Consider the following 23,217-nt stretch of genomic DNA (forward strand, 5'->3'; position numbering starts at 1 on the left):
CCCGACGGCCCGTCTGGGAATAACAAGAAACGTCTCCTCCCCCCTTCCGCTTCACCATCCTGCAGGGTCCTCCCCCCATGCGTATTCAACCCGTCATCACGTCCTTCGCCGGCCTCGCCGCCGTCGCCGTGCTGGCTGCCTGCTCGGCCCAAGCCAAGCAGGAAGCCGCCGCCCCGCCGCCGGCCCAGGTCACCGTCGCCGACGTCGCCTTCAAGTCGCTCCGCCAATGGGACGACTTCACCGGCCGCCTCGAGCCGATCGACACCGTCGAGATCCGTCCGCGCGTGTCGGGCTACATCGACGGCGCTCGCTTCGCCGAGGGCGCTCGCGTCTCCAAGGGCCAGGTGCTCTTCCAGATCGACCCGCGCCCGTACCAGGCCGAGGCCAATCGCGCCCAGGCCGAGGTGGCCCGCGCCAAGGCCCAATTGGACCTGGCCGTGGTCAACCGTGAGCGCGGCCGCCGCCTGATCGAGCAGAACGCCCTGGCCCAGAGCGAGTTCGATCGCCTCTCCGCCGAGGAGAAGGCCGCTCAGGCCAATCTGTCCGCCGCCCAGGCCGCGTTCCAGACGGCGCGTCTGAACCTGGAATGGACTCGGGTGACCTCGCCGATCGATGGCCGGATCTCCAAGGCCATCATTACCCGCGGCAACCTGGTCACCCAGGCGTCCTTGCTCACGACCGTGGTGTCCGACACCCCGATCTACGCCGAGTTCAACGCCGACGAGCAGACCTTCCTGAAGTACGCCTCGGCCGAACGCGGCAAGGGCAGCCCGGTCTATATGGGCCTGATGACCGAGGACGGTTATCCGCACGAGGGCAAGCTGGCCTTCATCGACAACGCCTTGGACGCCAAGAGCGGCACGATCAACGGCCGGGCGATCTTCGCCAACGCCGACGGCCGCTTCACACCCGGCCTGTTCGCGCGGATCCGTATGGTCAGCGCCGAGACGAAAGAGGTCGCGCTCGCCCCCGACCGCGCGATCGCGACGGACCTGGGCAAGCGCTACGTCGTGGTCGTCAACAGCGCCAACAAGGCCGAGTACCGCCCGGTCGAGATCGGCCCGCTGGCCGGCAACCTGCGCATCATCCGCCAGGGCCTGAAGCCCGGTGACCGGGTGATCGTCGGCGGCCTTCAGAAGGTCAAGCCGGGCGACACTGTCGCGCCGGTCAAGGTCAAGACCGACCTGGCCGACCTCTCGCAGCTGGAGGCCGGTGGCCGCCAGATCGCCGTGGCCGGCCGGGCCGCCGGTCAGAACTAAGCGTAACTGAAGCGTACGCCCGGCTCGCATTCTGAGCCGGGCGTCTTTTTCGAAGGTTCGCGGTGGTTCTCGTCGCTCGCCGGATGGCGGGGAGGGACCACCTGCGCCCAACGCGTACCCCTTCCAGCTCCTCCCCGGATGCCTGTCATGAATTTCTCAAAGTTCTTCGTGAACCGACCGCGTTTCGCGGCCGTGCTCTCCATCATCATCTTCATCGCCGGCATCGTGTCGCTGCCGCGCCTGCCGATCAGCGAATATCCCGAGGTCGTGCCGCCCACCGTGGTGGTGCGCGCGGCCTATCCCGGCGCCAACCCGTCCGTCATCGGCGAGACGGTGGCCGCGCCCCTGGAACAGGCCATCAATGGCGTCGAGGGGATGATCTACCAGTCGTCCCAGTCGGCGTCCGACGGGGCGATGATCCTGACCGTCACCTTCGCGCTCGGCACCGACCTGGATAAGGCCCAGGTGCAGGTGCAGAACCGGGTGGCCCAGGCCTTGCCCAAGCTGCCGCAGGAGGTCCAGCGCATCGGCGTGACGACCAACAAGGCCTCGCCCGACCTGACCCTGGTCGTGCACATGATCTCGCCGAACAACCGCTACGACATGCTCTATCTCAGCAACTACGCGCAGCTGAACGTCCGCGACCGCCTGAAGCGGATCGACGGCGTCGGCGACGTGCAGATCTTCGGCGCGGGCGCTTACTCCATGCGCGTGTGGCTGGATCCGGAAAAGCTGGCCGCCCTGTCGATGACCGCCGGCGACGTCGTGCGGGCTTTGCGCGAGCAGAACGTCCAGGTCGCTGCCGGCCAGCTGGGCGCGCCGCCCAATGCGGGCTCGGGCGCCGAATTCCAGCTGTCGGTCAATGCGCCTGGCCGCCTGACCGACGAGGAACAGTTCCGCGACGTGATCGTCCGCTCGGGCGAGGACGGCCAGATCACCCGCCTGGGCGACGTGGCCCGCGTGGAGCTGGGCGCCGACAACTACGCCCTGCGCAGCCTGCTCGACAACAAGTCGGCCGTCGCCGTCCCGGTGTTCCAGCGTCCGGGCTCGAACGCGCTCGAGATGGCCGCCAACGTCAAGAAGACCATGAAGGAGCTCAAGAAGGAGTTCCCCGAAGGCGTCGACTACGAGATCATCTACGACACCACAGCCTTCGTGCAGGAAAGCATCGACTCGGTGGTCCACACCCTGATCGAGGCCATCATCCTGGTCGTGCTGGTGGTGGTGCTGTTCCTGCAGGGCTGGCGCGCCTCGATCATTCCGCTGATCGCCGTGCCGGTCTCCCTGGTCGGCACCTTCGCCATCCTGCTGATGCTGGGCTTCGGCCTCAACGCCCTGACCCTGTTCGGCCTCGTCTTGGCCATCGGCATCGTCGTCGACGACGCCATCGTCGTGGTCGAGAACGTCGAGCGGAACATATCGCTGGGCCTCGAGCCCGCCGCGGCCACCCGCAAGGCCATGACCGAGGTGACCGGACCGATCATCTCCACGGCCCTGGTGCTGTGCGCGGTGTTCATCCCGACCGCCTTCATCASCGGCCTGTCCGGTCAGTTCTAYCGCCAGTTCGCCCTGACCATCGCCATCTCGACGGTGATCTCGGCCATCAACTCCCTGACCCTGTCGCCGGCCCTGGCCGCCGTGCTGCTCCGGTCGCATGACGCGCCCAAGGACCGCTTCCAGAAGCTGATCGACCTGGCGCTGGGCTGGCTGTTCAACCCGTTCAACCGCTTCTTCGCCAAGGCCTCGAACGGTTATGTCAACGGCGTCGCCAAGACCCTGGGCCGCTCCACCGCCGCCCTGGCCCTTTATGGCGGCCTGCTGATCGTGACGGTGTTCGCCTTCGCCCGCACGCCGGGCGGCTTCGTGCCCCAGCAGGACAAGGCCTATGTGGTCGCCGTCGTGCAGCTGCCCGACGCGGCCTCGCTGGACCGCACCGAGGCGGTGATCCGCCAGATGGGCGACATCGCCATGAAGGTGCCGGGCATCAAGCACTCGGTGGCCTTCCCCGGCCTGTCGGCCAACGGCTTCATCAACGCCCCGAACGCCGGCGCCGTGTTCTTCCCGCTCGACGACTTCAAGAACCGTCGCGGCGAGACCCTGTCGGCCGGCGCCATCGTTGGAACCCTGAACCAGAAGTTCGCCGCCATTCCCGAAGCCCAGATCGCGGTCTTCCCACCGCCGTCCGTGCAGGGGCTGGGCACCATCGGCGGCTTCCGGATGCAGATCGTCGACAAGGCCGGCATGGGCTCGGACGAGCTCTACAAGGCCACCCAGAACGTCATCGCCAAGGCCCAGAAGGACCCGGCCCTGGCGGGGGTCTTCTCCAGCTATCAAGTCAGCGTGCCGAAGATCCAGGCCGACATCGACCGCGAAAAGGCCCGGGCCCAGGGCGTGTCCCTGACCGACCTGTTCGAGACGATGCAGGTCTATCTGGGCTCGCTGTACGTCAACGACTTCAACCGCTTCGGCCACACCTACCAGGTCAACGTCCAGGCCGATCAGAGCTTCCGTCTGCAGCCCGAGCAGATGCTGCGCCTGCAGACCCGCAACGGTCAGGGCCAGATGATCCCGCTGGGCGCGTTCGTCAGCTTCAAGGAAGCCACCGGTCCCGACCGCGAGAGCCACTACAACGGCCTGCTGACCGCCGAAATCAACGGCGGCCCGGCCCCGGGCTTCTCGACCGGCCAGGCCCAGAAGGCGCTGGAGGACATCGTCAAGTCCGAGCTGCCCAACGGCATGGGCTACGAGTGGACCGAGCTGACCTACCAGCAGATCCTGGCGGGCAACACGGCGATCTACATCTTCCCGCTCTGCGTGCTGCTGGCCTTCCTGGTGCTGGTCGCCCAGTACGAAAGCTGGAGCCTGCCGCTGGTCGTTATCCTGATCGTGCCGATGACCCTGCTGTCGGCCCTGGCCGGGGTGATGCTGACCAAGGGCGACAACAACATCTTCACCCAGATCGGGCTGATCGTGCTGGTGGGGCTGGCGTGTAAGAACGCCATCCTGATCGTGGAGTTCGCCAAGGAACGCGAGGAGCACGGCGACAGCCCGCTCCAGGCGGTCCTGGAGGCCTGCCGCCTGCGCCTGCGTCCGATCCTGATGACCTCGATCGCCTTCATCATGGGGGTCTACCCCCTGGTGGTGTCGCACGGGGCCGGGGCCGAGATGCGCCGCGCCATGGGTGTGGCGGTGTTCTCGGGGATGCTGGGGGTCACCGTCTTCGGCCTGATCCTGACCCCCGTCTTCTACTACGTCATCCGTCGCTTCACGGCCCGCAAGGCCGCGACCAAGGCGGCGCTGACCTCGCCCGTGGAGGCGCACTGATGTTCCGTTCTACCGCAATCACTGGCCCCCTCCGGGCCGCTTCGCGACCCTCCTCCCCCGAAGGGGGAAGAAGGTCAGCGCGTCTCTTCCTCCCCCTCCGGGGGAGGAGCGCCGAAGGCGCGGAGGGGGCAAGCAAGGCCGTGAAGTTCGGCCTGCGCCTATCCCTCGTCGCCGGTATCTCGCTCCTGGCCGCCGCCTGCGCGGTGGGGCCGAACTACAAGGCGCCGGCCACCCCGCCGGCGGCCTTCCAGAACGCCGATCCGGCCGTCTTCACCGCCGCCAATCCCGAGGCAGAATGGTGGAAGGCGTTCGGCGACCCGGTGCTGGACCAGCTGGTCGGCCAAGCCTTCTCGGCCAATCTGGACCTGCGCATCGCCGTCGCCCGCGTCGCCGAAGCCCGCGCCCTGTTCACCGAGCAGAAGCTGGACCTGCTACCGCACGTCACCGCCGACGGCGCCTATGTGAAGAGCGACCAGCAGCAGCCCGGCTCGAACGGCCAGCGTGTCGAGAGCCAGACCTACCAGGCCGGCTTCGACGCCGGCTGGGAGATCGACCTGTTCGGCCGTGTCCGTCGTGGCGTCGAGGCGGCCGGGGCGGAAGCCGGCGCGGCCCAGGCCGAGCTGCGCGACGCCCAGGTCACGGTCGCGGCGGAAGTCGCCCGCAACTACCTCGAACTGCGCGGCGCCCAGGCTCGGCTGAAGGTCGCCACCCGCAACCTCGAGACCCAGCGCGAGACCCTGCGCCTGACCAAGGTGCGGTTCGACGCCGGGGCCGGCAGCCCGATCGACGTGGCCAGCGCTCAGGCTCGCCTCAACGCCACCGAGGCGGCGATCCCGGTCCTGATCACGGCCGAGAAGCGCGCCAACTACCGCCTGGCCGTCCTGACCGGCCAACGGCCCGGCGCTCTGGACGCCTTGCTGGTTCCGCGCGAGACCGACACCCGTCCTTTGGTCACCGCCCTGCCGATCGGCGAGGCCGGCGACCTGCTGCGGCGGCGTCCGGACGTGCAGGCGGCCGAGCGTCGCCTGGCTTCGTCGACCGCGCAGGTCGGGGTGGCCACGGCCGACCTGTTCCCGCGCGTGTCGGTGACCGGCTTCGTCGGCTTCCTGTCGGGGACTTCGGCGGGCTTCGGCAACGGCGCCAGCAAGGCCTGGTCGGTGGCTCCCACCGTCAGCTGGCCGGCGCTGGACCTGGGCAGCGCCCACGCCCGCCTGCGCGCGGCCAAGGCGCGGGACGACGCGGCCCTGGCCAATTACGACCAGACGGTGCTGCGCGCCCTGGAGGACCTGGAGAATGCCCTGGTCTCCTACCGCCAGCAGCAGGCTCAGCTGAACAGCCTGACCGACCAGGCGGCCGCCTCGCGACGGGCGGCCGAGCTGGCCCGGATCCAGTACAAAGAGGGTGGCATCGACTTCCTCGTCTTGCTCGACGCCGAACGCACCCTGCTGGCCGCCGAGGACGCCCTCAGCGTCGCCGAGACGGCCGTGAACACCGACGTCGTGGCGATCTACAAGGCGCTGGGCGGCGGTTGGAAGGCCTAGGCTCCAAGTGATCTACGTGAACCTGGCCGCCTCGCGGCGGCCGGGTTTCGCGATTTTTTACGGCCACGCTTGCGTTGTATAGCAAATTCAATACTCATGGCGCTCGACAGTGCCGGAGGTTGAGCTATGGCGACGCTTCAAGTTCTCGAGACCGCGTACAGTGACGTCTCCCGCATCAAGTACTCCAACATCGCGACGGCGGATCTCGCCAAGCTGCAGACCCTGGCCGATCAGGTCGACGCCGCGACGCTGAGTCTGACCGACGCCCGCGCCGAGATCGGCAAGATGGTCGCGACCACGACCTCGGTGGCGACGGTCTCGTACGCCTTCTTCGCCGGCTTCACGCCCAAGCAGAGCGGGTTGGACTATCTGGTCTCGCCGACCGGCGCTAATCCGAACAACCTGAATTCGGCCTACTATCAGACCTTCAACGCCGAGAACCGCTACATCAACTTCGCGGTCAATCTGGGCAAGAACGGCGAGGGCGCGACCCGCTTCGCCGCCGCCTACGGCGCGCTGGATCTCACGGCGACGGCGACCAAGGCCTATACCGAGATCTTCGGCTTCGCCCCGACGGCGGAGAAGGTCAACGGCTTCCTCAATGACCAGGTGCCCAACGGCAAGGGCGGCACGTTCACCCGCGCCGAGTACTTCGCCACCTACGGCGGCGACGGCGCGACCGGAATCGGGACCAAGGCGGCCCTGATCGGCTGGCTGCTGAACGAGGCGGTGAAGGCCGACCTGGGCGTTTACGCCAAGGCCAATGACGCCTTCCTGGCCGACCTGGCCAATGACGGCCAGGCGGTGTTCTTCACCGACCTCTTGGGCACGTACGGCCAACAGGCGACCTATCCGGCCGGCGCGACCATCGCGGTGACCACCAGCCAGAGCGTCACGCCCGACGCGGCTACGGCCGGCCTGCGGTCGACGGCCAACAACGACACGGTCACCGGGATCGACAGCAACGCTTCGCAGACCATCGCGACCGCCGCCGGCCACGACACCGTCACCTTCTCGGGAACGGTCGGCGGCTATATCGATGGCGGCGAGGGCAACGATACGATCAGCGTCGGCCAGCTGAACGCGGCGGTCGAGGTCTTGGGCGGCGCGCCGAACGGCAAGATCAGCGGCGGGGCCGGCAACGACCTGATCACCATCGGCAAGGCGATCAACGGCGCCATCATCGACGGCGGCGCCGGCGACGACACCCTGGTGATGGGCGCCGATAGCGACGTCTTCGACAAGACCAAGATCACCAATGTCGAGCACCTGGTGCTCGAGAACTTCAAGCTGGCGTACACCGTCCCCGCGGGCGCGTTCATCGGCGTCCTCGAAGTCTCCGGCTATACCGGCCTGCAGGACATCACCCTGCGCTCGGCGATTCCGACGCGGGTCGACAACATCGCCTGGGGCGTGGCGCTGAAGATGGACGGCGTCAGTGGCGGTACGCTGCGGGCCAATTACCACACGGATCTGGTGTTCAGCGGCTCGGCCTCGATGAGCGTCGGTGCGCCTCAGGTCCACGCCTATCTGAACGGCGTCACCAGCAGCAATGCGACGCCCACCAACCTGGAAGTCAGAAACAACGACGGGGCGCTCTATCTGCACGTCCAGAGCGACAGCGTGCTCGGAACCATCAGTTCGCAAACCGTTTCCGGGAGCTCAGGCGCGGTCATCGTCACCGGAACGGGCCGCTTGACCGCGGGCTTCGTCAGCAACGTGGTCGGCGCCGACTTCACGACCTACGACCTGGACGCCTCCGGCTCGGCGGGGATCGACATCACCGGGATCGGTTCGGACAGCCGGGACGGCCGCGTGACCACCGTCGTGCTGTCGGCCTACAACGACAGCGTCGCCGCCGACCTGCGGGGACAAGCCACGTCCACCTACACCCTCGGCGCCGGCTCCGACGTCTTCAAGCTGTACCAGGACGGCTTCGCCGCGCCGCGCTTCTCCAACCTGGCCGTCGAGAGCGGCAAGGTGACGACCTATTCCACCGTCACCGACTTCGCCAAGGGCGTCGACCACGTCAATCTGGGCGTCGAGATCCCGGCCGTCGTCACCGGCCTCAGCGCCGGTTCGGCCACGACCCTGGAGCAGGCCCTGGTCAACGTCTCAAGCCAGGTGGCGGCCAACGCCACGGGGGTCTTCGAGTACAATGGCGACACCTACATCTACCACCAGGACGCCACGGTCGGCGCCAACAGCGGCGATGGCCTGGTTCGGCTGGTGGGCGTGACGGGTCTCTCGGTCGGGACCGGCGCGGGCAGCGTCGACATCCACTACGGGTGATCAGAACCAGCCCGCCTCGCGCAGCGCCCTGGCGTAGGCGCGGCTGACGGGCGCCTCGACACCGCCCTTGACCTGAAGGGTCGCCCGGCCGTCACCGCGCCGGGCGGCCTCGACGGCCGCCTTGGCCACCCACCACGAACGGTGGGTCTGGGCGCCCTCGATGCCCTCCAGTTCGGCCACGGCATCGGACAGCCGCATCAGGATCAGATCCTGGCCGCGTGAGGTGTGCAGGCGCAGATAGTGATCCTCGGCCTCCACCGCGTGGAGCTCGGCGTCGCGCAGCCTGGGCGGCAGGCGGTCGAGGAAACGCGGCGCCGGCGCGCCGACCGGGGCGGCGTGGGTCTCGACCGGCTGGCGCTGGACCAGGAAGTTCAGCGCCGTCATCGCCACGGAGACGATGAACACCGGGCCCAGATACGTGGGCAAGGCCCGCAGCCGGACGTGGCCGGTGAAGGTCAGCTCGCTGACCAGCCACACCACCACCGTGAACGGCAGGGTCACACCAACCGCGGTCAATGCGCCATAGAGCCAAGGCCGGGCGTCGGCCCGGCCTTCGCGTCCGATGAAATGGGTGACACCGGTCCCGACCGCCGCGCCTGAGAGGCAGAGCCCCACCCAATAGGCGAGCCGGGTCGCCACGGGGATCTCGTCGGTTCCGAACGCGCCCATCAGGGCCAGGAACACGCCGGCCCCCGCCGACACCACGAAGCCACGCAGGCTTTCCTTGGCGGTCATCGCCGTTCGCGAAGCGTGAACGGCGTCGGCCAGCCATTCGCGAAACGGAGCCGGCGACTGGCGCAACGACGATTGAGACACGGACCCGACCACTCCACCAAGGCTCTCGACGGCGAGGCGATCCACCGCCCCGCCGAACCGGAGTGAAGGAAGATGGCCGCGCAAGGCAAGTCAATCTCGCAAGCTATCCCTTGGAGCGCCGTGCGCACCGGCCTGATCGGCGCCGGCGTCGCGGCGTTGATCACCGCGGTGGTCGCGCCGAAGTTCGGGGGTTACGCCGCGCAGGTCCATTTCCAGCCGCACGCGCCGGACCTCGCGAAGGTCGCCGAGGCCGCGCCGATCATCCAGCTGCACCTGGCCTCGGCCCTGACCGCTCTGGCCATCGGCGTCGTCCTGATGATGCGGGTGAAGGGCACGGGCCTGCACAAGTTGTTGGGCTGGACCTGGGTGCTGGCCATGGGCTCGACGGCGGTCAGCTCGCTGTTCATCCGCGAGATCAACAATGGCGCCTTCAGCTTCATCCACCTGCTGTCGGGCTGGACGATCGTCGGCCTGCCGGGCGCGGTCTACGCGATCAAGCGCGGCAAGGTCGCCATCCACCGCCGGGCCATGACCGGCATGTTTGTCGGCGGTCTGCTGCTGGCCGGCCTGTTCGCCTTCATCCCCGGTCGCCTGCTCTGGACCGTGTTCCTGGGCTGACCCCGTCTCAAACCTCATCGACAAAGGATTTCGCCATGACCTCCATCCGCACCTACGGCCTGGCCCTGATCGCCACCGCCGCCATCGCCTCGACGGCCCACGCCCAGAACGCGCTCGGCGACCTGACCCTGACCTTTCCCGCGCTGACCTCGAACCAGGGCAAGGTGATGATCGCCGTCTATGACAGCGCCCAGGGCTGGAGCTTGGGCAAGCCGGTCCGCGTCGCCATCGCCTCGGCCAGCGACAATCCCGCCGCCGCCAAGGTCGTCAGCCTGCCGCCGGGGACCTACGCCGTTCGCGCGTTTCAGGACGTCGACGGCGACGGCAAGATGGGGACCAACCCGTTCGGCCTGCCGGTCGAGCCCTACGGCTTTTCGCGCGACGCCGCGCCGAACATGGGCCCGCCCGCCTTCGACGCCGCCGCCTTCACGGTGAAGGCCGGCGCCAACACCCAAGCCATCCACCTGAAATAGGCGAGAACACCCATGAACCGGCGCGACATCCTACGCGGCGCGGCCCTGCTGGGCGGAGCCTCCCTGCTGACTCCCGAAACCGTCTGGGCCGCCGCCGCGGCCGATTGGACCCTGGGCCTGGCCGACGTCGAGACCGACGTCGCCCCGACCGCCCTGACCCGGCTGCACGGCCGCGCGCCGGCCGAGCTGACCGGTACGCTGTTCCGCAACGGCCCGGCCAAGTTCCGCCGCCCGGGCGGCTCGGTCGGCCACTGGTTCGACGGCGACGGCATGGTCCGCAAGTTCCAGATCGCCGACGGCCAGGCGCGGATGGGCGCCCGCTTCGTCGACACCGTGAAGCGTCGCCACGACACGGCCGCCAACGCCGTGATCACCCCCGGCTTCGGCACGGCCGCCGGGCCGGGCGCGGTGATCACCGGCCCCGACGACGCCAATGCCGCCAACACCTCGGTGCTGATGGCCGGCGGCGAGCTGTGGGCGCTGTGGGAGGGCGGCTCGCCGATCGCCTTGGATCCCGCCACCCTGGAGACGCGCGGCGTCAAGACCCTGCGCCCCGACCTGAAGGGCATGCCGTTCCTGGCCCATCCGCGCGTCCAGCCGGACGGAACGATCTGGAACATCGGCCTCGGCGGCAAGCAGGCGGTGGTCTGGAAGCTGGCCTCGGACGGAAGCTTGCTGAAGGCCGAGATGATCAAGTTGCCGCGCGGCAGCTACATGCACGACTTCACGGCCACCGCGCGCCATCTGGTGCTGGTGCTCCAGCCCTGGATCCAGGAGCGGTTCGTCATGCCGTTCGCGACCTCGATGCAGTGGAAGCCGGAGCTGGGGACCCAGGTGCTGGTGCTGGACAAGGACGATCTCAGCAAGCAGCGGATCTTCGAACTGCCGCCGTTCTTCTTCTTCCACCTGGGCGACGCCTGGGAGGAGACGGACGGAACCATCCGTTTCGACGCCTGTGTCGACAAGGACGCGTCGGGCACGGCCGCCAATGGCGGCGCGATCCTGCGCGGCGAACGGCTGCGCGCCGCGCCGCCGCGCCGGGCCCTGATTACCTTGGGCGCCGACGGCAAGGGGGCGTTCGCCAAAGAGGCCGTCAGCGCCGAGTTCCCGCGTTCGGATCCGCGCTTCGCCGGTCAGGTCCGCCGCTACTCGGTCCACGTGACCAACGAACGGCCCGACCGGCCGCTGTTCCAGGGCGTGGCGGTGCGCGACTGGAAGCGTGACACCGACCAGGTGTTCGACTTCGGTCAGCGCCATCTGGTCGAGGAGACGGTGTTCGTCCCGCGGCCCGGCTCCAGCGAGGAGCTGGACGGCTGGCTGGTCGGCACGACGGTCAATCTCGACGCCAAGGCGACCGAGCTGCACGTGTTCGACGCGCGCCATGTCCAGCAAGGCCCGATCGCCGCCTGGCGGGCCCCGGTGGCGCTGCCGGTGACCTTCCACGGGATGTTCGTCCAAGCCTGACGTAACGGTCATCCTTGCCAGTACGCCGTGGTTGCGCCTATCCGAGGACGGAGCGCAACCACGGCGGGCCCGTCCTCATGACCGCAGCCAAGCCCCCATCCCGCTCCGGGGCCCGTTCCGGCGGGCGGGGCCGTCCGTCCAAGGCCAAGGGCCTGGACCTGAAGGAAACCATCCTCGACGCGGCCGAGGGCCTGTTCGCGCGCCACGGCTTCTATGGCGTGACCACTCGCCAGGTGGCGGCCGAGGCCGGCGTCGACACCGCCCTGATCCACTACTATTTCGGGGCCAAGCGCGAGCTGTTCGACGCGGTGTTCCTGCGCCGGGCCGAGATCCTGAACCAGGCCCGCGAGTCGTCGATGGACGCCTATCTGCAGGCCCACGCCGGGACCATGACGGTCGAGGGCGTGATCGAGGCCTTCATCGATCCGCTGCTGCGCATCTCCCAGGACGGCGGCCCCGGCTGGAAGAGCTATTTCGCCCTGGTCGCCCAGGTGAACAACACCCCGGCCTGGGGCGGCGAGACCATGGCCCGGTTCTTCGACCCCGTGGTCCATCGGCTGGTCGAGACCCTGAAGACCGTGCGTCCCCAAGCCGAGTATCGCGACCTCTACTGGTGCTACCAGTTCCTGACCGGATCGATGATGCTGGCCTTGTCCGAGACCGGACGGATCGACTCGCTGTCCGAGGGCGAGTGCCATTCCAGCGATCTGGAGGCGGTTCGGGCTCGTCTGTTCGCCTATTGCGCCGCGGGCTTCGAGGCGGTGATCGCCAAGGCTGGGGGCTAGGCGCGGGACGCCCCCTCCGTCTCGTCGCTTCGCGCCGATCCACCTCCCCCGCTGGGCAGGGGAGGAGGGCTTCCTCCTCACCCGTGAAACGGGGGAGGTGGCGCGATGCGGATACGCATCGTGACGGAGGGGGCGCTCTACGCTCCCGGATGCTCCGCGCACGTCCATTTTCATCACTTGGTGAAAAAAGACTGGCGTCCGGCGCCGGTTCGGGTGATTGTGCTCGCAATTCGCTGTTCGATGAATTGGCGAGCCCCGAGCACGCGTCCGCGCAAGACGGATTTGGCTGGGGAGGGCGGAACGCAAGGGAGGGGAAACCCCATGACTTCGATGTGGAAGGCCGCGCTGCTGGCTGGCGCGGCGTGGAGCTCGATCGCGGGCGTGGCGTCGGCGCAGCAGGCTCCAGCGGCCGACAATTCGGCCTCGGTGGACGCGGTGGTCGTCACCGCCCGTCGCCGCGAGGAAAACCTCAAGGACGTCCCGGTCGCCGTCTCGGCCTTCTCGGCCGCCAAGCTGGAACAGCAGGGCGGCACGGATATCACCATCCTGTCGCAGACCACCCCCAACATCACCGTGCAGACGGCCCGCGGCTCGAACTCGACCCTGATCAGCTACATCCGCGGCGTCGGCCAGCAGGACCCGCTGTGGGGCTACGAGCCCGGCGTCGGCCTGTATGTCGACGACGTCTACATCTACCGCCCGCAGGGCGCGGTGCTGGACATCTTCGACATCGAGCGCATCGAAGTGCTGCGCGGCCCGCAGGGCACGCTGTACGGCCGAAACACCATCGGCGGCGCCATCAAGTACGTGACCAAGCGCCTCGGCGACGAGGCCGGCGCCAAGATCAAGGCGACCTATGGCAGCTACAATCAGACCGACGTCCTGGTCTCGGCCCAGACGCCGATCGCCGACACCGGCCTGTCGGTCGGCGCGGCCTACGCCCTCTACAAGCGCGACGGTTACGGCTCGAACCTGACCACCGGCGCCGATCAGTACGACAAGGACGTTCACGCCTATCGCCTGAGCGCCGAGTACAAGCCGACCGAGGACCTGTTCTTCCGCCTGGCCTATGACCGGGTCGAGGACAAGTCCAACCCGCGCCACGGCCACCGCGAACTGCCGGCCCTGGTCGGCGGCTATAAGGTGCTGGACGTCTATGACACCCAGGCGGGCCTGGGCGACAAGAACCACGTGATGACCAAGGGCGTGTCGCTGACCGGCCAGTGGAACGCCAGCGAATACGTCACCCTGAAGTCGATCACGGCCAGCCGCCGCGGCCACACCCAGACGATGATCGACTTCGACGGCACGCCGCTGCCGACCCTGGACGTGCCGGCCACCTATGACGACCGCTCGTTCTCGCAGGAACTGCAGGCGGTCTACGCCGACGAGAACGTCCAGGGCGTGTTCGGCCTCTACTACATGAACAGCCAGGCCTCGGGCGAGTTCGACACCATCGCCGGCAATCTGGGCGTGGCCATCGCCGACGGCGGCAAGGTCAACACCCAGAGCTTCGCGGCCTTCTTCGACTTCAGCGCCAACCTGACCGACAAGTTCAAGGTCTCGCTGGGCGCCCGCGCCACCCGCGACCACAAGCGCGCCAACGTCTTCCGCTTCTTCTATCTGGGCGCGACGCCGACCCCGTACCAGCACGGCGCCCCGCGCCCGATCCTGCAGGTGCGCACCAACTACGACGCCCAGAAGACCTTCGAGCAGTTCACGCCGCGCATCTCGGCCTCGTACGACCTGAGCGACGACCTGACGACCTACGCCTCGTTCTCGAAGGGCTACAAGTCGGGCGGCTGGGACATGCGCGGCGACGCGGCGATCACCCCGCAGACCGTCAACGGCTACAAGCCCGAGGTCGTGAAGACCTACGAGGTCGGCCTGAAGGGTTCGCTGCTGGACCGCCGAGTGTCGTTCTCGTCGGCGGCCTTCCTGTCGAAATACACCGACCAGCAGGTCACGACCCAGGTCGTGGTGCCCTCGGGCATCGCCAGCTCGGTCGACAACGCCGGCGCCTCGACCCTTTACGGCGTCGAGTTCGAAGCCAACGCCAAGCTGTCCCAGCACCTCTCGGGCAATGTCGCCCTGGGCTACATCCACGCTGAGTACGACCGCTTCAACCGCTTCGTGCCGGCCGGCGCCCCGAACCCGCTGAACCCGTCGACCACTCTGGCGACGGGCCAGGTGATCAATGTCGCCAACCTCTATGGCTTCCAGAACACGCCGGAATGGACCGGCAATGTCAGCCTGACCTGGCGCGGCGACCTGGCCGGTGGCAGCCTGGCGATCACCCCGATGGTCAGCTACCGCGACGACTATCAGCAGTTCGAGCAGCCCTTGCCGCTGCTGGACCAGAAGGCCTTCACCCTGGTCGATCTGACGGCGATCTGGACCGCGCCGGGCGGCCGCTACAAGCTGGCCCTGACCGGCAAGAACCTGACGAACGAGAAGTACCGCACCGGCGGCTACAACTTCGGCGTGGCCACCTACAACAACTCGGTGATCGGCTTCTACGGACCGCCGCGCACCATCGCGGGCTCGATCGAGGTGGCGTTCTAGAAATCTAGGCGACAAAAGCTAGGGCGGGGCTTGCTGCAACAAGTTCCGCCCATTTTGTATGTGGCCATTTTTGTATGTGGCCAGTGGCGTAACGGGGGCGAAGGCATGAGCAAGCAGCGGATCGAGGCGGAGGCTCCGGCCTCGGGCGTCAAGCCAGGCTATCGCTACGTGGTCCTGGCGATGCTGATCCTGGCCTACACCTTCAACTTCCTGGATCGGCAGATCCTCGGCATCCTCAAGGAGCCGATCAAGAACGAGCTGCACCTGAGCGACACCCAGCTGGGCCTGATGGGCGGCCTGGCCTTCGCGGCGCTGTACACCACCCTGGGCGTGCCGATCGCCTGGCTGGCCGACCGCTTCAGCCGCACCTGGATCATGACCGGCGCCCTGACGGTGTGGAGCGGCTTCACCATGGCCTGCGGCCTCGCCGGCGGATTCTGGTCGCTGTTCCTGTGCCGGATGGGCGTCGGCGTCGGCGAGGCCGGCGGCGTGCCGCCCGCCTATTCGCTGCTCGCGGACTATTTCCCCAAGCATCAACGCGCCCGAGCGCTGGCCGCCTATTCGTTCGGCATCCCGCTGGGCACCGCAATGGGCGTGCTGTTCGGCGGCCTGATCGCCGCCTATGTCGACTGGCGCATGGCCTTCATCGCCGTGGGCGCGGCCGGCGTGGTGCTGGCGCCGCTGTTCAAGCTGGTGGTCAAGGATCCGCCGCGCGGCGGCCTCGACGCCGTGGCGGGCGCGGCCCCCGCGAAGGTCCCGGGCTTCGGCGCGGTGCTGGCCACGGTCCTGCCCAAGCCGTCGTTCTGGCTGCTGGCGTTCGGCGCCGCCTGCTCGTCGGTCTGCGGCTATGGCGTCGCCTTCTGGCTGCCGTCGTTCTTCATCCGCAGCCTGCACCTGACCCTGGTCGAGACCTCGATCTATTACAGCGCCATCGCCTTCTTCGGCGGCGTGGCCGGCATCTGGCTGGGCGGCTTTCTGGGCGACAAGTTCGGCGGAAAGTCGAAAGGCGCCTACGCCCTGGCCCCGGCGATCTGCTTCCTGATCGCCCTGCCGTGCTTCTTCGCCGCGATGAACGCCAAGGCGCTGGCCCTGGCCTTCGTGCTGTTCCTGATCCCGACGGGCCTGAACCTGGCCTGGCTGGGCCCGGTGGTCACCGCGGTCCAGCACCTGGCTCCGGCCGCCATGCGCAGCACCACTTCGGCGCTGTTCCTGCTGATCAACAACCTGCTCGGCATCGCCGTCGGCTATTGGTTCTTCGGTTTCGTCTCGGACCAGCTGTCCCCGACCTACGGCGCGGAGTCGATGCGCTACGCCATCTATTGGGGCCTGACCTTCTATCTCGGCGCGGCGGCCCTGCTGACCCTGGCCTCGACCCGGCTGAAGAAGGACTGGGTGGAGTAGGGCGGAGGGCAAACGCGGCGTGGGTTTCGACGGCCACGCTTCGGTCAAGATCGGGTATCAAGAGGCGCGAAGATCGCGAGCGCCGCCATGACCCCCGAAGACCGCCACATCTTTCACGACCCCACGGGCAAGCGTGAGCGGCGGGCCAAGCTGGTCCTGGGGATCGTCATCTCGGCCGTCGCCGCGATCGTGGCCGGCTTCGTCGCCACCCTGGCCTTCGCCCCCCACCTGCCCGACGCGCCGCTGAAGGACCCCCACATCCTGACGTCGCTGCATCAGGAGAACGCGCACAAGGCCAAGCTGGGCAAGACCTGGCGTCGCGTCCCCCGGCCTAAAGGCGCCGCTGCGAACGGCGCGGCCGCCCGCCCGTTGTCGGTCGGCTTCTACGTCGCCTGGGACGAGGACAGCCGCGAGTCCCTGCGCCGCAACATCGACAAGCTGGACGTGGTCTCGCCCCAGTGGGTGGCGATCAGCGGCGGCAAGGGCGACATCAGCGTCGTCGACGACCCGGAGGGGACGGCGCGGATCGCCGCCGCGCCCAATCATCCGGCGGTGCTACCGCTGGTCCACAATTCGGCCGACGCCGCGTTCAACGGCCCTCTGGCCGACGCCCTGCTGGCCGATCCTGCCGCCCGAGCCAAGCTGATTTCGAACCTCACGACCCTGGCCGCCCAGCGCGGCTACGGCGGCTATGTCTTCGACTTCGAGGCGCTGTCGGCCAAGGGGCTGGCCGCCTATCCCCAGTTCCTCGACCAGGCCCGCGCGGCCCTGAAGGGCGCTGGCCGCGAGGTCTGGGTCACCGCCCCGTTCGACGGCGAGGGCTGGCCGCTCGAGCGCCTGCAGCGGAGTTCCGACACCCTGGTGCTGATGGCCTACGACCAGCACTACGCCCTGGGCGATCCTGGCCCGAACACCGGCCAGGACTGGTACGAGACCGAGCTGGAGAAGCGGTTCGCGCATCTGGATCCGAACCACACCGTGCTGGCCCTGGGCGCCTATGGCTACGACTGGACGCTGAACAAGGACGGCAGCCGCGCGTCGGGCTCGCCGGCCACCTTCCACGAGGCCATGCGCAACGCCCAGGACGCCGGGGCGACGGTCCGCATGGACGACGACGCCCTGAACCCGACCTACACCTATACCGACGACGCCGGCGACGACCATATCGTCTGGTTCCTGGACGCCGTCACCCTGTTCAACGAGGTCAAGGTCTCCGATCCTTGGAAGCCGCGCGGCTATGGCCTGTGGCGGATGGGCATGGAGGACCCGGGTGTCTGGTCGCTGCTGGGCAAGCCCTACGGCCAGGCCTCGGCTGGTGGGCTGACGACCTTGGCCAATGGTCAGGGCGTCGACTTCGACGGCGGCGGCGAGGTCTTGCGGATCGCCCAGCTGCCGACCCCGGGCAAGCGCGGCCTGGAGTTCGATCCCGACACCGGCCTGATCTCGGGCGAGACCTACGACGTCATCCCCAGCTCGTACGTGATCGAGCGCTACGGCCAGAAGAAGGGCCTGGTGGCCCTGACCTTCGACGACGGCCCTGACGCCCGCTGGACGCCCAGGATCCTGGACGTCCTCAAACAGAAGAACGCCCCGGCCACCTTCTTCGTGATCGGCCAGAACATGCAGCGGCGGCCCGACCTGGTCGAGCGCGAGGTCGCCGAGGGCCACGACGTGGGCGGCCACAGCTGGACCCACCCCAACATCGCCGAGACGCCGCTGCCGCAGGTGCAGGTCGAGCTGAACGCCACCCAGCGCCTGTTCGAGGTGCTGACCGGCCGCTCGATGCGCCTGTTCCGGCCACCGTTCTTCGGCGACGCCGAGCCATCGACGCCGCACGAGGTCGCGCCGCTCGTGATCGCCCAGACGCTCGGCTACATGACCGTCGGCCTGCGCATCGATCCCGACGACTGGCAGAAGCCGTCGTCGCAACAGATCATCGATCGGGTCCTGGATCGCCTCGACAATCCGGGGAACAACCCGGGTCAGGTGGTGCTGCTGCACGACGCCGGCGGCGACCGCAGCCGCACCGTGGCGGCGCTGCCGGGGCTGATCGATCAGATCCGCGCGCGTGGCTATCGCCTGGTCACGGTGGGCGAGCTGGCCGGCATGACCTCGCAGCAGGTGATGCCGCCCACCTCGCGCACCGCCCTGGACCTGGCCGTCGACCGCGTGGGGTTCGACTTCTTCCGCTGGACGCAGGCGGCGATGACCTGGCTGTTCATCACGGCGATCTTCCTGGGCGTGGCGCGGCTGGTTTTCCTGGCCAGCCTGGCCCTGGTCCACCGCTTCTGGACGCACGAGGAGCCAGCCGACCTCGACAGCGACAACGGTCCCTTGGTCAGCGTGCTGATCCCCTGCTTCAACGAGGAGAAGGTGATCGCCGCCTCGATCGCGCGGATCCTGGAGAGCGACTGGAAGAACCTCGAGGTGCTGGTCCTGGACGACGGCTCAAAGGACCGCACGGCGCAGGAGGTTCGCGACCACTTCGCCAGCGATCCGCGCGTGACGCTGCTGTCCTTCGAGAACGGCGGCAAGGCGCGGGCCGTGAACCGCGGCCTGGCCGTGGCCAAGGGCGAGTTCGTCGTGGCCCTGGACGCCGACACCCTGTTCCCGCCCGAGACGATCGGCCGGCTGGCCCGCTGGTTCCAGGATCCCGATGTCGGCGCCGTGGCCGGCAATGCCATCGTCGGCAACCGCCTGAACATCGTCACCCGCTGGCAGGCCCTGGAATACGTCACCGCCCAGAACCTGGAACGGCGGGCCCTGTCGGCCCTGGGCGCGGTCACGGTGGTGCCGGGCGCGGTCGGGGCCTGGCGCAAGAGCGTGCTCGACGCCCTGGGCGGCTATCCAGCCGACACCCTGGCCGAGGACCAGGACCTGACGATCGCCTGCCAGCGCGCCGGCTGGAAGGTGGCCTTCGACCCCGAGGCCCGCGCCTATACCGAGGCGCCGGACACCGTCGGCGGCCTGCTGAAGCAGCGCTTCCGCTGGTCGTTCGGCACGCTGCAATGCGTCTGGAAGCACCGCCAGGCGATGTTCAGCCGCAAGGCCCCGGTGCTGGGCTTCGTGGCCCTGCCGCAGATCTGGCTGTTCCAGATCCTGCTGGCCGTGGCCGCACCGCTGGTCGATTTGGCGGTGATCTGGAGCCTGGTCGCCGGCCTCTACGGCGCGGTGGCCCATCCGGTCGAGTGGCGGCCCGACGACATGCTGCTGGGCCTGGCCTATTGGGCGGTGTTCATCGCTGTCGATCTCTCAGCCGGCGCCCTAGGCATGGCGCTGGAGAAGCGCGCCCCGTGGGCCGATCTGCCGTTCCTGCCGGTGCAGCGGTTCGGCTATCGCCAGCTGATGTACTACGTCGTGGTCAAGTCGGTGGTCATGGCCATCCGCGGCGGCCGGGTGGGCTGGGGCAAGCTGGAGCGTCGCGCGACGGCTTCGGTTTCGCCCCACTCTGAACGCAAGGGTTGAGATAACGCGGTTCTGTGGCAAGCTCCGCCTCGACAACAGTCGGGGTGGGGCTCGCCATGAAATTCGTCGCTATCGCGCTTTCGTTCGCCATGGGTCTGGCGCTCGTCGGGTCGGCCCAGGCCGCCGCGCCGGTCACTGAACGCACCGAGAAGGTCAAGCTGCAGGGCAAGAAGGGCCCGCGCCTGCTGCGGCCCGGCTTCCAGCTGGGCGAGTACGAGGGCTATTACGGCGGCGTCTCGTCGACCAATTCGATGCCGTTCTTCAAGGGCAGCAAGGCCAAGGTCGAGATCCATGTCACCTCGCCGTCGCTGGGAGAGGTGGTGGTCTATTGCGGCGGCGGCGAGAGCCGGCTGGGCCTGAGCTGGATCACGTTCAAGCACGACCGGCTGCAATATGTCTGCACTTTCGAGGGCGCGAAGGCCGGCGCCGACGCCGCGTTCGCCCTGGCGCGGTCCAAGGGCACCTTCCTCAGCCGGCTGCAGCAGCCCCAACGGGCTGGCGAGCTACGCTTCGGCGGTCGCACCTATCGGCTGGAGACCAAGGTGGTCGAGAGCGGTCTGCCGCTCAACGGCGGCGGGACGATCGGCTACATCTTCAGCCGCGACGGCGTCGATGTCGGCGCGATGGATATGACCGGCCTGAACTTCAGCGCCTACCTGCCGGCCAAGGACAGCGGCGACCGCGACGCGGCGGCGATCGCGGCCCTGATCGTGTGTTTCCTGAAGGACGACGCCGACTGACACCGGTGGACAGGATGTTTCGCGCCCGAAGGGTGTGACCGGTAACACTTCCGCAGGGTCAAGGGTTTCCCTTTGCAGAGGCGCCCGAACCCGTGGCGAGGGCGTCCTACCCGACAAGATAAGCGCGCAAGCCTTCACCTTATCGCCCTCACGCGGTTGCGCCTGCGAAATACCGCTCCTATAACCCGGCCACATTTCAGAAAGCCGTCGTCGAGACCGGGCCCTCATGAACATCCACGAACATCAAGCCAAAGCCGTACTCGCCGAGTTCGGCGCTCCCGTGCCGCGCGGCTTCGCCGCCTTCACGCCCGACGAAGCCGCCGCCGCCGCCGAAAAGCTCGGTACGTCGGTCTTCGTCGTGAAGAGCCAGATCCACGCCGGTGGCCGTGGCAAGGGCAAGTTCGAGGGCCTGGGCCCCGACGCCAAGGGCGGCGTCCGCGTCGTCAAGTCGGTCGAAGAGGTCCGCCTCAACGCCGAGGAAATGCTCGGCCGCGTGCTGGTGACCCACCAGACCGGCCCCAAGGGCAAGCAGGTCAACCGCCTCTACATCGAAGAAGGCGCGGCGATCGCCAAGGAATTCTACCTGTCGCTGCTGGTCGACCGCGCCTCGAGCAAGGTCTCGGTGGTCGCCTCGACCGAAGGCGGCATGGACATCGAGGACGTCGCCCACTCGACGCCCGAGAAGATCCACACCTTCACCATCGACCCGGCGACCGGCGTGTGGCCGACCCATACCCGCGCCCTGGCCAAGGCCCTGGGCCTGACCGGCGCCCTGGCCAAGGAAGCCGGCTCGCTGCTGAACCAGCTGTATACGGCGTTCATGGCCAAGGACATGGCCATGCTGGAGATCAACCCGCTGATCGTGACGGCGGATGATCACCTGAAGGTGCTGGACGCCAAGCTGTCGTTCGACGGCAACTCGCTGTTCCGCCACGCCGACATCAAGGCGCTGCGCGACGAGAGCGAAGAAGACCCCAAGGAAATCGAAGCCAGCAAGTACGACCTGGCCTACATCGCCCTCGACGGCGAAATCGGCTGCATGGTCAATGGCGCGGGCCTGGCCATGGCCACCATGGACATCATCAAGCTGTACGGCGCCGAGCCGGCCAACTTCCTGGATGTCGGCGGCGGCGCCTCGAAGGAGAAGGTCACCGCGGCCTTCAAGATCATCACCGCCGATCCGGCCGTGAAGGGCATCCTGGTCAACATCTTCGGCGGCATCATGCGCTGCGACATCATCGCGGAAGGCGTCATCGCCGCCGTGAAGGAAGTGGGCCTGCAGGTCCCGCTGGTCGTTCGCCTGGAAGGCACCAACGTCGAACTCGGCAAGAAAATCATCTCGGAAAGCGGCCTGAACGTCATCGCCGCCAACGATCTGTCTGACGGCGCCGAGAAGATCGTCGCCGCTGTGAAGGGCGCCCGCTAAATGTCGGTTCTGATCGGTTCCCACACCAAGGTCATCTGCCAGGGCATCACCGGCGCCCAAGGCACGTTCCACTCCGAACAAGCCATCGCCTACGGCACCAAGATGGTCGGCGGCGTCACGCCCGGTAAGGGCGGCCAGACCCATATCGGCCTGCCGGTGTTCGACACCGTCGCCGAAGCCAAGGACCGCACCGGCGCCGACGCCTCGGTGATCTATGTCCCGCCGCCCTTCGCGGCCGACTCGATCCTGGAAGCCATCGACGCCGAGATCCCGCTGATCATCTGCATCACCGAAGGCATCCCGGTGCTGGACATGGTCAAGGTCAAGAAGGCCCTGCAAGGCAGCAAGTCGCGCCTGATCGGCCCGAACTGCCCGGGCGTCCTGACGCCCAACCAGTGCAAGATCGGCATCATGCCGGGCTCGATCTTCTCGGCGGGCTCGGTCGGCGTCGTGTCGCGTTCGGGCACCCTGACCTACGAAGCGGTCTTCCAGACCACCAATGCCGGCCTCGGCCAGACCACGGCCGTCGGCATCGGCGGCGACCCGGTCAAGGGCACCGAGTTCATCGACATCCTGGAACTGTTCCTGGCCGACGAAGCCACCAAGTCGATCGTCATGATCGGTGAGATCGGCGGCGCGGCCGAAGAAGAAGCCGCTCAGTTCATCAAGGACGAAGCCAAGCGCGGCCGCAGCAAGCCCATGGTCGGCTTCATCGCCGGTCGTACGGCGCCTCCGGGCCGTCACATGGGCCACGCCGGCGCGATCGTGTCGGGCGGCAAGGGCGGCGCCGAGGACAAGATCGCGGCGATGGAAGACGCGGGCATCCGCGTTTCGCCGTCGCCGGCCAAGCTGGGTGAAACCCTGCTTGAGGTCCTGAAAGGCTAACTAGACACCGAAACCCCGCCCCGCGCGGGGCCCAGGTTTTTTGCGACCGCCAGTCGACGATCCGAAAAAATCACCTGGGCCCCGTCAAGCGACGGGCGCCGGGGTGATTGAGAGACTATATTTACGGGCTTCCGGTACCGGTCCCGTAGACAAAGCGGATCTA

Annotated in this window: 15 protein-coding genes; 14 read left to right on the forward strand and 1 reads right to left on the reverse strand. The window is 68.0% G+C overall.

The genetic code is table 11. The annotated features are described in order from the left end of the window. Window positions 1-77 precede the first annotated feature (77 nt). The 4 genes from AC1DSO_RS01410 (at window position 78) to AC1DSO_RS01425 (ending at window position 8,416) form a co-directional block, all read left to right on the forward strand. A complete protein-coding gene (locus AC1DSO_RS01410) occupies window positions 78-1,259 on the forward strand; it encodes an efflux RND transporter periplasmic adaptor subunit (RefSeq protein WP_477067124.1) in 1,182 nt (393 codons plus the stop codon). Window positions 1,260-1,406: 147 nt separating this feature from the next. Further along, entirely contained in the window at window positions 1,407-4,583 is a 3,177-nt protein-coding gene (locus tag AC1DSO_RS01415) for an efflux RND transporter permease subunit (RefSeq protein ID WP_477067125.1), read from the forward strand. Between the two features lie 140 nt (window positions 4,584-4,723). Then, window positions 4,724-6,124 carry an efflux transporter outer membrane subunit gene (locus tag AC1DSO_RS01420; protein WP_477067126.1) on the forward strand — a complete coding sequence of 467 codons (1,401 nt, stop codon included), beginning with the start codon at window positions 4,724-4,726 and terminating at the stop codon, window positions 6,122-6,124. 126 nt (window positions 6,125-6,250) lie between these two features. Continuing rightward, window positions 6,251-8,416: a hypothetical protein gene (locus tag AC1DSO_RS01425; protein ID WP_477067127.1), complete on the forward strand. Its 2,166-nt coding sequence runs from the start codon at window positions 6,251-6,253 to the stop codon at window positions 8,414-8,416. On the opposite strand, the gene AC1DSO_RS01430 is transcribed toward AC1DSO_RS01425, so the two are convergent. Then, window positions 8,417-9,244, reverse strand: coding sequence for a LytTR family DNA-binding domain-containing protein (locus AC1DSO_RS01430; protein ID WP_477067204.1), 828 nt, complete (start codon window positions 9,242-9,244; stop codon window positions 8,417-8,419). It abuts the gene before it with no gap. Window positions 9,245-9,304: 60 nt separating this feature from the next. Between AC1DSO_RS01430 and AC1DSO_RS01435 the strand changes: the two genes are divergently transcribed. The 10 genes from AC1DSO_RS01435 (at window position 9,305) to sucD (ending at window position 23,054) form a co-directional block, all read left to right on the forward strand. Then, window positions 9,305-9,850 (forward strand): DUF2306 domain-containing protein, encoded by a 546-nt coding sequence (locus AC1DSO_RS01435; protein ID WP_477067128.1) that lies wholly within the window; start codon window positions 9,305-9,307, stop codon window positions 9,848-9,850. Window positions 9,851-9,885: 35 nt separating this feature from the next. Then, window positions 9,886-10,323 carry a DUF2141 domain-containing protein gene (locus AC1DSO_RS01440; RefSeq protein WP_477067129.1) on the forward strand — a complete coding sequence of 146 codons (438 nt, stop codon included), beginning with the start codon at window positions 9,886-9,888 and terminating at the stop codon, window positions 10,321-10,323. Window positions 10,324-10,335: 12 nt separating this feature from the next. Next, window positions 10,336-11,787, forward strand: a complete 1,452-nt coding sequence (locus AC1DSO_RS01445) for a carotenoid oxygenase family protein (RefSeq protein WP_477067130.1) — start codon at window positions 10,336-10,338, stop codon at window positions 11,785-11,787. A 77-nt stretch (window positions 11,788-11,864) separates the two neighbouring features. Next, the gene (locus tag AC1DSO_RS01450) at window positions 11,865-12,572 is read left to right on the forward strand and encodes a TetR/AcrR family transcriptional regulator (protein ID WP_477067131.1); all 708 of its coding nucleotides are present in this window, start codon (window positions 11,865-11,867) and stop codon (window positions 12,570-12,572) included. Between the two features lie 321 nt (window positions 12,573-12,893). Then, window positions 12,894-15,137, forward strand: coding sequence for a TonB-dependent receptor (locus tag AC1DSO_RS01455; protein WP_477067132.1), 2,244 nt, complete (start codon window positions 12,894-12,896; stop codon window positions 15,135-15,137). Window positions 15,138-15,242: 105 nt separating this feature from the next. Further along, window positions 15,243-16,538 carry a spinster family MFS transporter gene (locus tag AC1DSO_RS01460; protein WP_477067133.1) on the forward strand — a complete coding sequence of 432 codons (1,296 nt, stop codon included), beginning with the start codon at window positions 15,243-15,245 and terminating at the stop codon, window positions 16,536-16,538. Window positions 16,539-16,625: 87 nt separating this feature from the next. After that, window positions 16,626-20,003, forward strand: coding sequence for a glycosyltransferase (locus tag AC1DSO_RS01465; RefSeq protein WP_477067134.1), 3,378 nt, complete (start codon window positions 16,626-16,628; stop codon window positions 20,001-20,003). A gap of 56 nt (window positions 20,004-20,059) precedes the next feature. Continuing rightward, a complete protein-coding gene (locus AC1DSO_RS01470) occupies window positions 20,060-20,743 on the forward strand; it encodes a hypothetical protein (RefSeq protein ID WP_477067135.1) in 684 nt (227 codons plus the stop codon). Window positions 20,744-20,969: 226 nt separating this feature from the next. Further along, window positions 20,970-22,169, forward strand: a complete 1,200-nt coding sequence (gene sucC / locus AC1DSO_RS01475) for an ADP-forming succinate--CoA ligase subunit beta (RefSeq protein ID WP_477067136.1) — start codon at window positions 20,970-20,972, stop codon at window positions 22,167-22,169. Further along, a complete protein-coding gene (gene sucD, locus AC1DSO_RS01480; protein WP_047406411.1) occupies window positions 22,170-23,054 on the forward strand; it encodes a succinate--CoA ligase subunit alpha in 885 nt (294 codons plus the stop codon). Window positions 23,055-23,217 lie beyond the last annotated feature (163 nt).

The organism is Caulobacter sp. P4_E5 (assembly GCF_056401555.1).

What these genes read in the sequence shown, in the direction of transcription:
- AC1DSO_RS01410 (WP_477067124.1), top strand. Translation starts at nt 78, where the DNA reads ATGCGTATTCAACCCGTCATCACGTCCTTCGCCGGCCTCGCCGCCGTC.
- AC1DSO_RS01425 (WP_477067127.1), top strand. Translation starts at nt 6,251, where the DNA reads ATGGCGACGCTTCAAGTTCTCGAGACCGCGTACAGTGACGTCTCCCGC.
- AC1DSO_RS01435 (WP_477067128.1), top strand. Translation starts at nt 9,305, where the DNA reads ATGGCCGCGCAAGGCAAGTCAATCTCGCAAGCTATCCCTTGGAGCGCC.
- AC1DSO_RS01440 (WP_477067129.1), top strand. Translation starts at nt 9,886, where the DNA reads ATGACCTCCATCCGCACCTACGGCCTGGCCCTGATCGCCACCGCCGCC.
- AC1DSO_RS01445 (WP_477067130.1), top strand. Translation starts at nt 10,336, where the DNA reads ATGAACCGGCGCGACATCCTACGCGGCGCGGCCCTGCTGGGCGGAGCC.
- AC1DSO_RS01450 (WP_477067131.1), top strand. Translation starts at nt 11,865, where the DNA reads ATGACCGCAGCCAAGCCCCCATCCCGCTCCGGGGCCCGTTCCGGCGGG.
- AC1DSO_RS01455 (WP_477067132.1), top strand. Translation starts at nt 12,894, where the DNA reads ATGACTTCGATGTGGAAGGCCGCGCTGCTGGCTGGCGCGGCGTGGAGC.
- AC1DSO_RS01460 (WP_477067133.1), top strand. Translation starts at nt 15,243, where the DNA reads ATGAGCAAGCAGCGGATCGAGGCGGAGGCTCCGGCCTCGGGCGTCAAG.
- AC1DSO_RS01465 (WP_477067134.1), top strand. Translation starts at nt 16,626, where the DNA reads ATGACCCCCGAAGACCGCCACATCTTTCACGACCCCACGGGCAAGCGT.
- AC1DSO_RS01470 (WP_477067135.1), top strand. Translation starts at nt 20,060, where the DNA reads ATGAAATTCGTCGCTATCGCGCTTTCGTTCGCCATGGGTCTGGCGCTC.
- sucC (WP_477067136.1), top strand. Translation starts at nt 20,970, where the DNA reads ATGAACATCCACGAACATCAAGCCAAAGCCGTACTCGCCGAGTTCGGC.
- sucD (WP_047406411.1), top strand. Translation starts at nt 22,170, where the DNA reads ATGTCGGTTCTGATCGGTTCCCACACCAAGGTCATCTGCCAGGGCATC.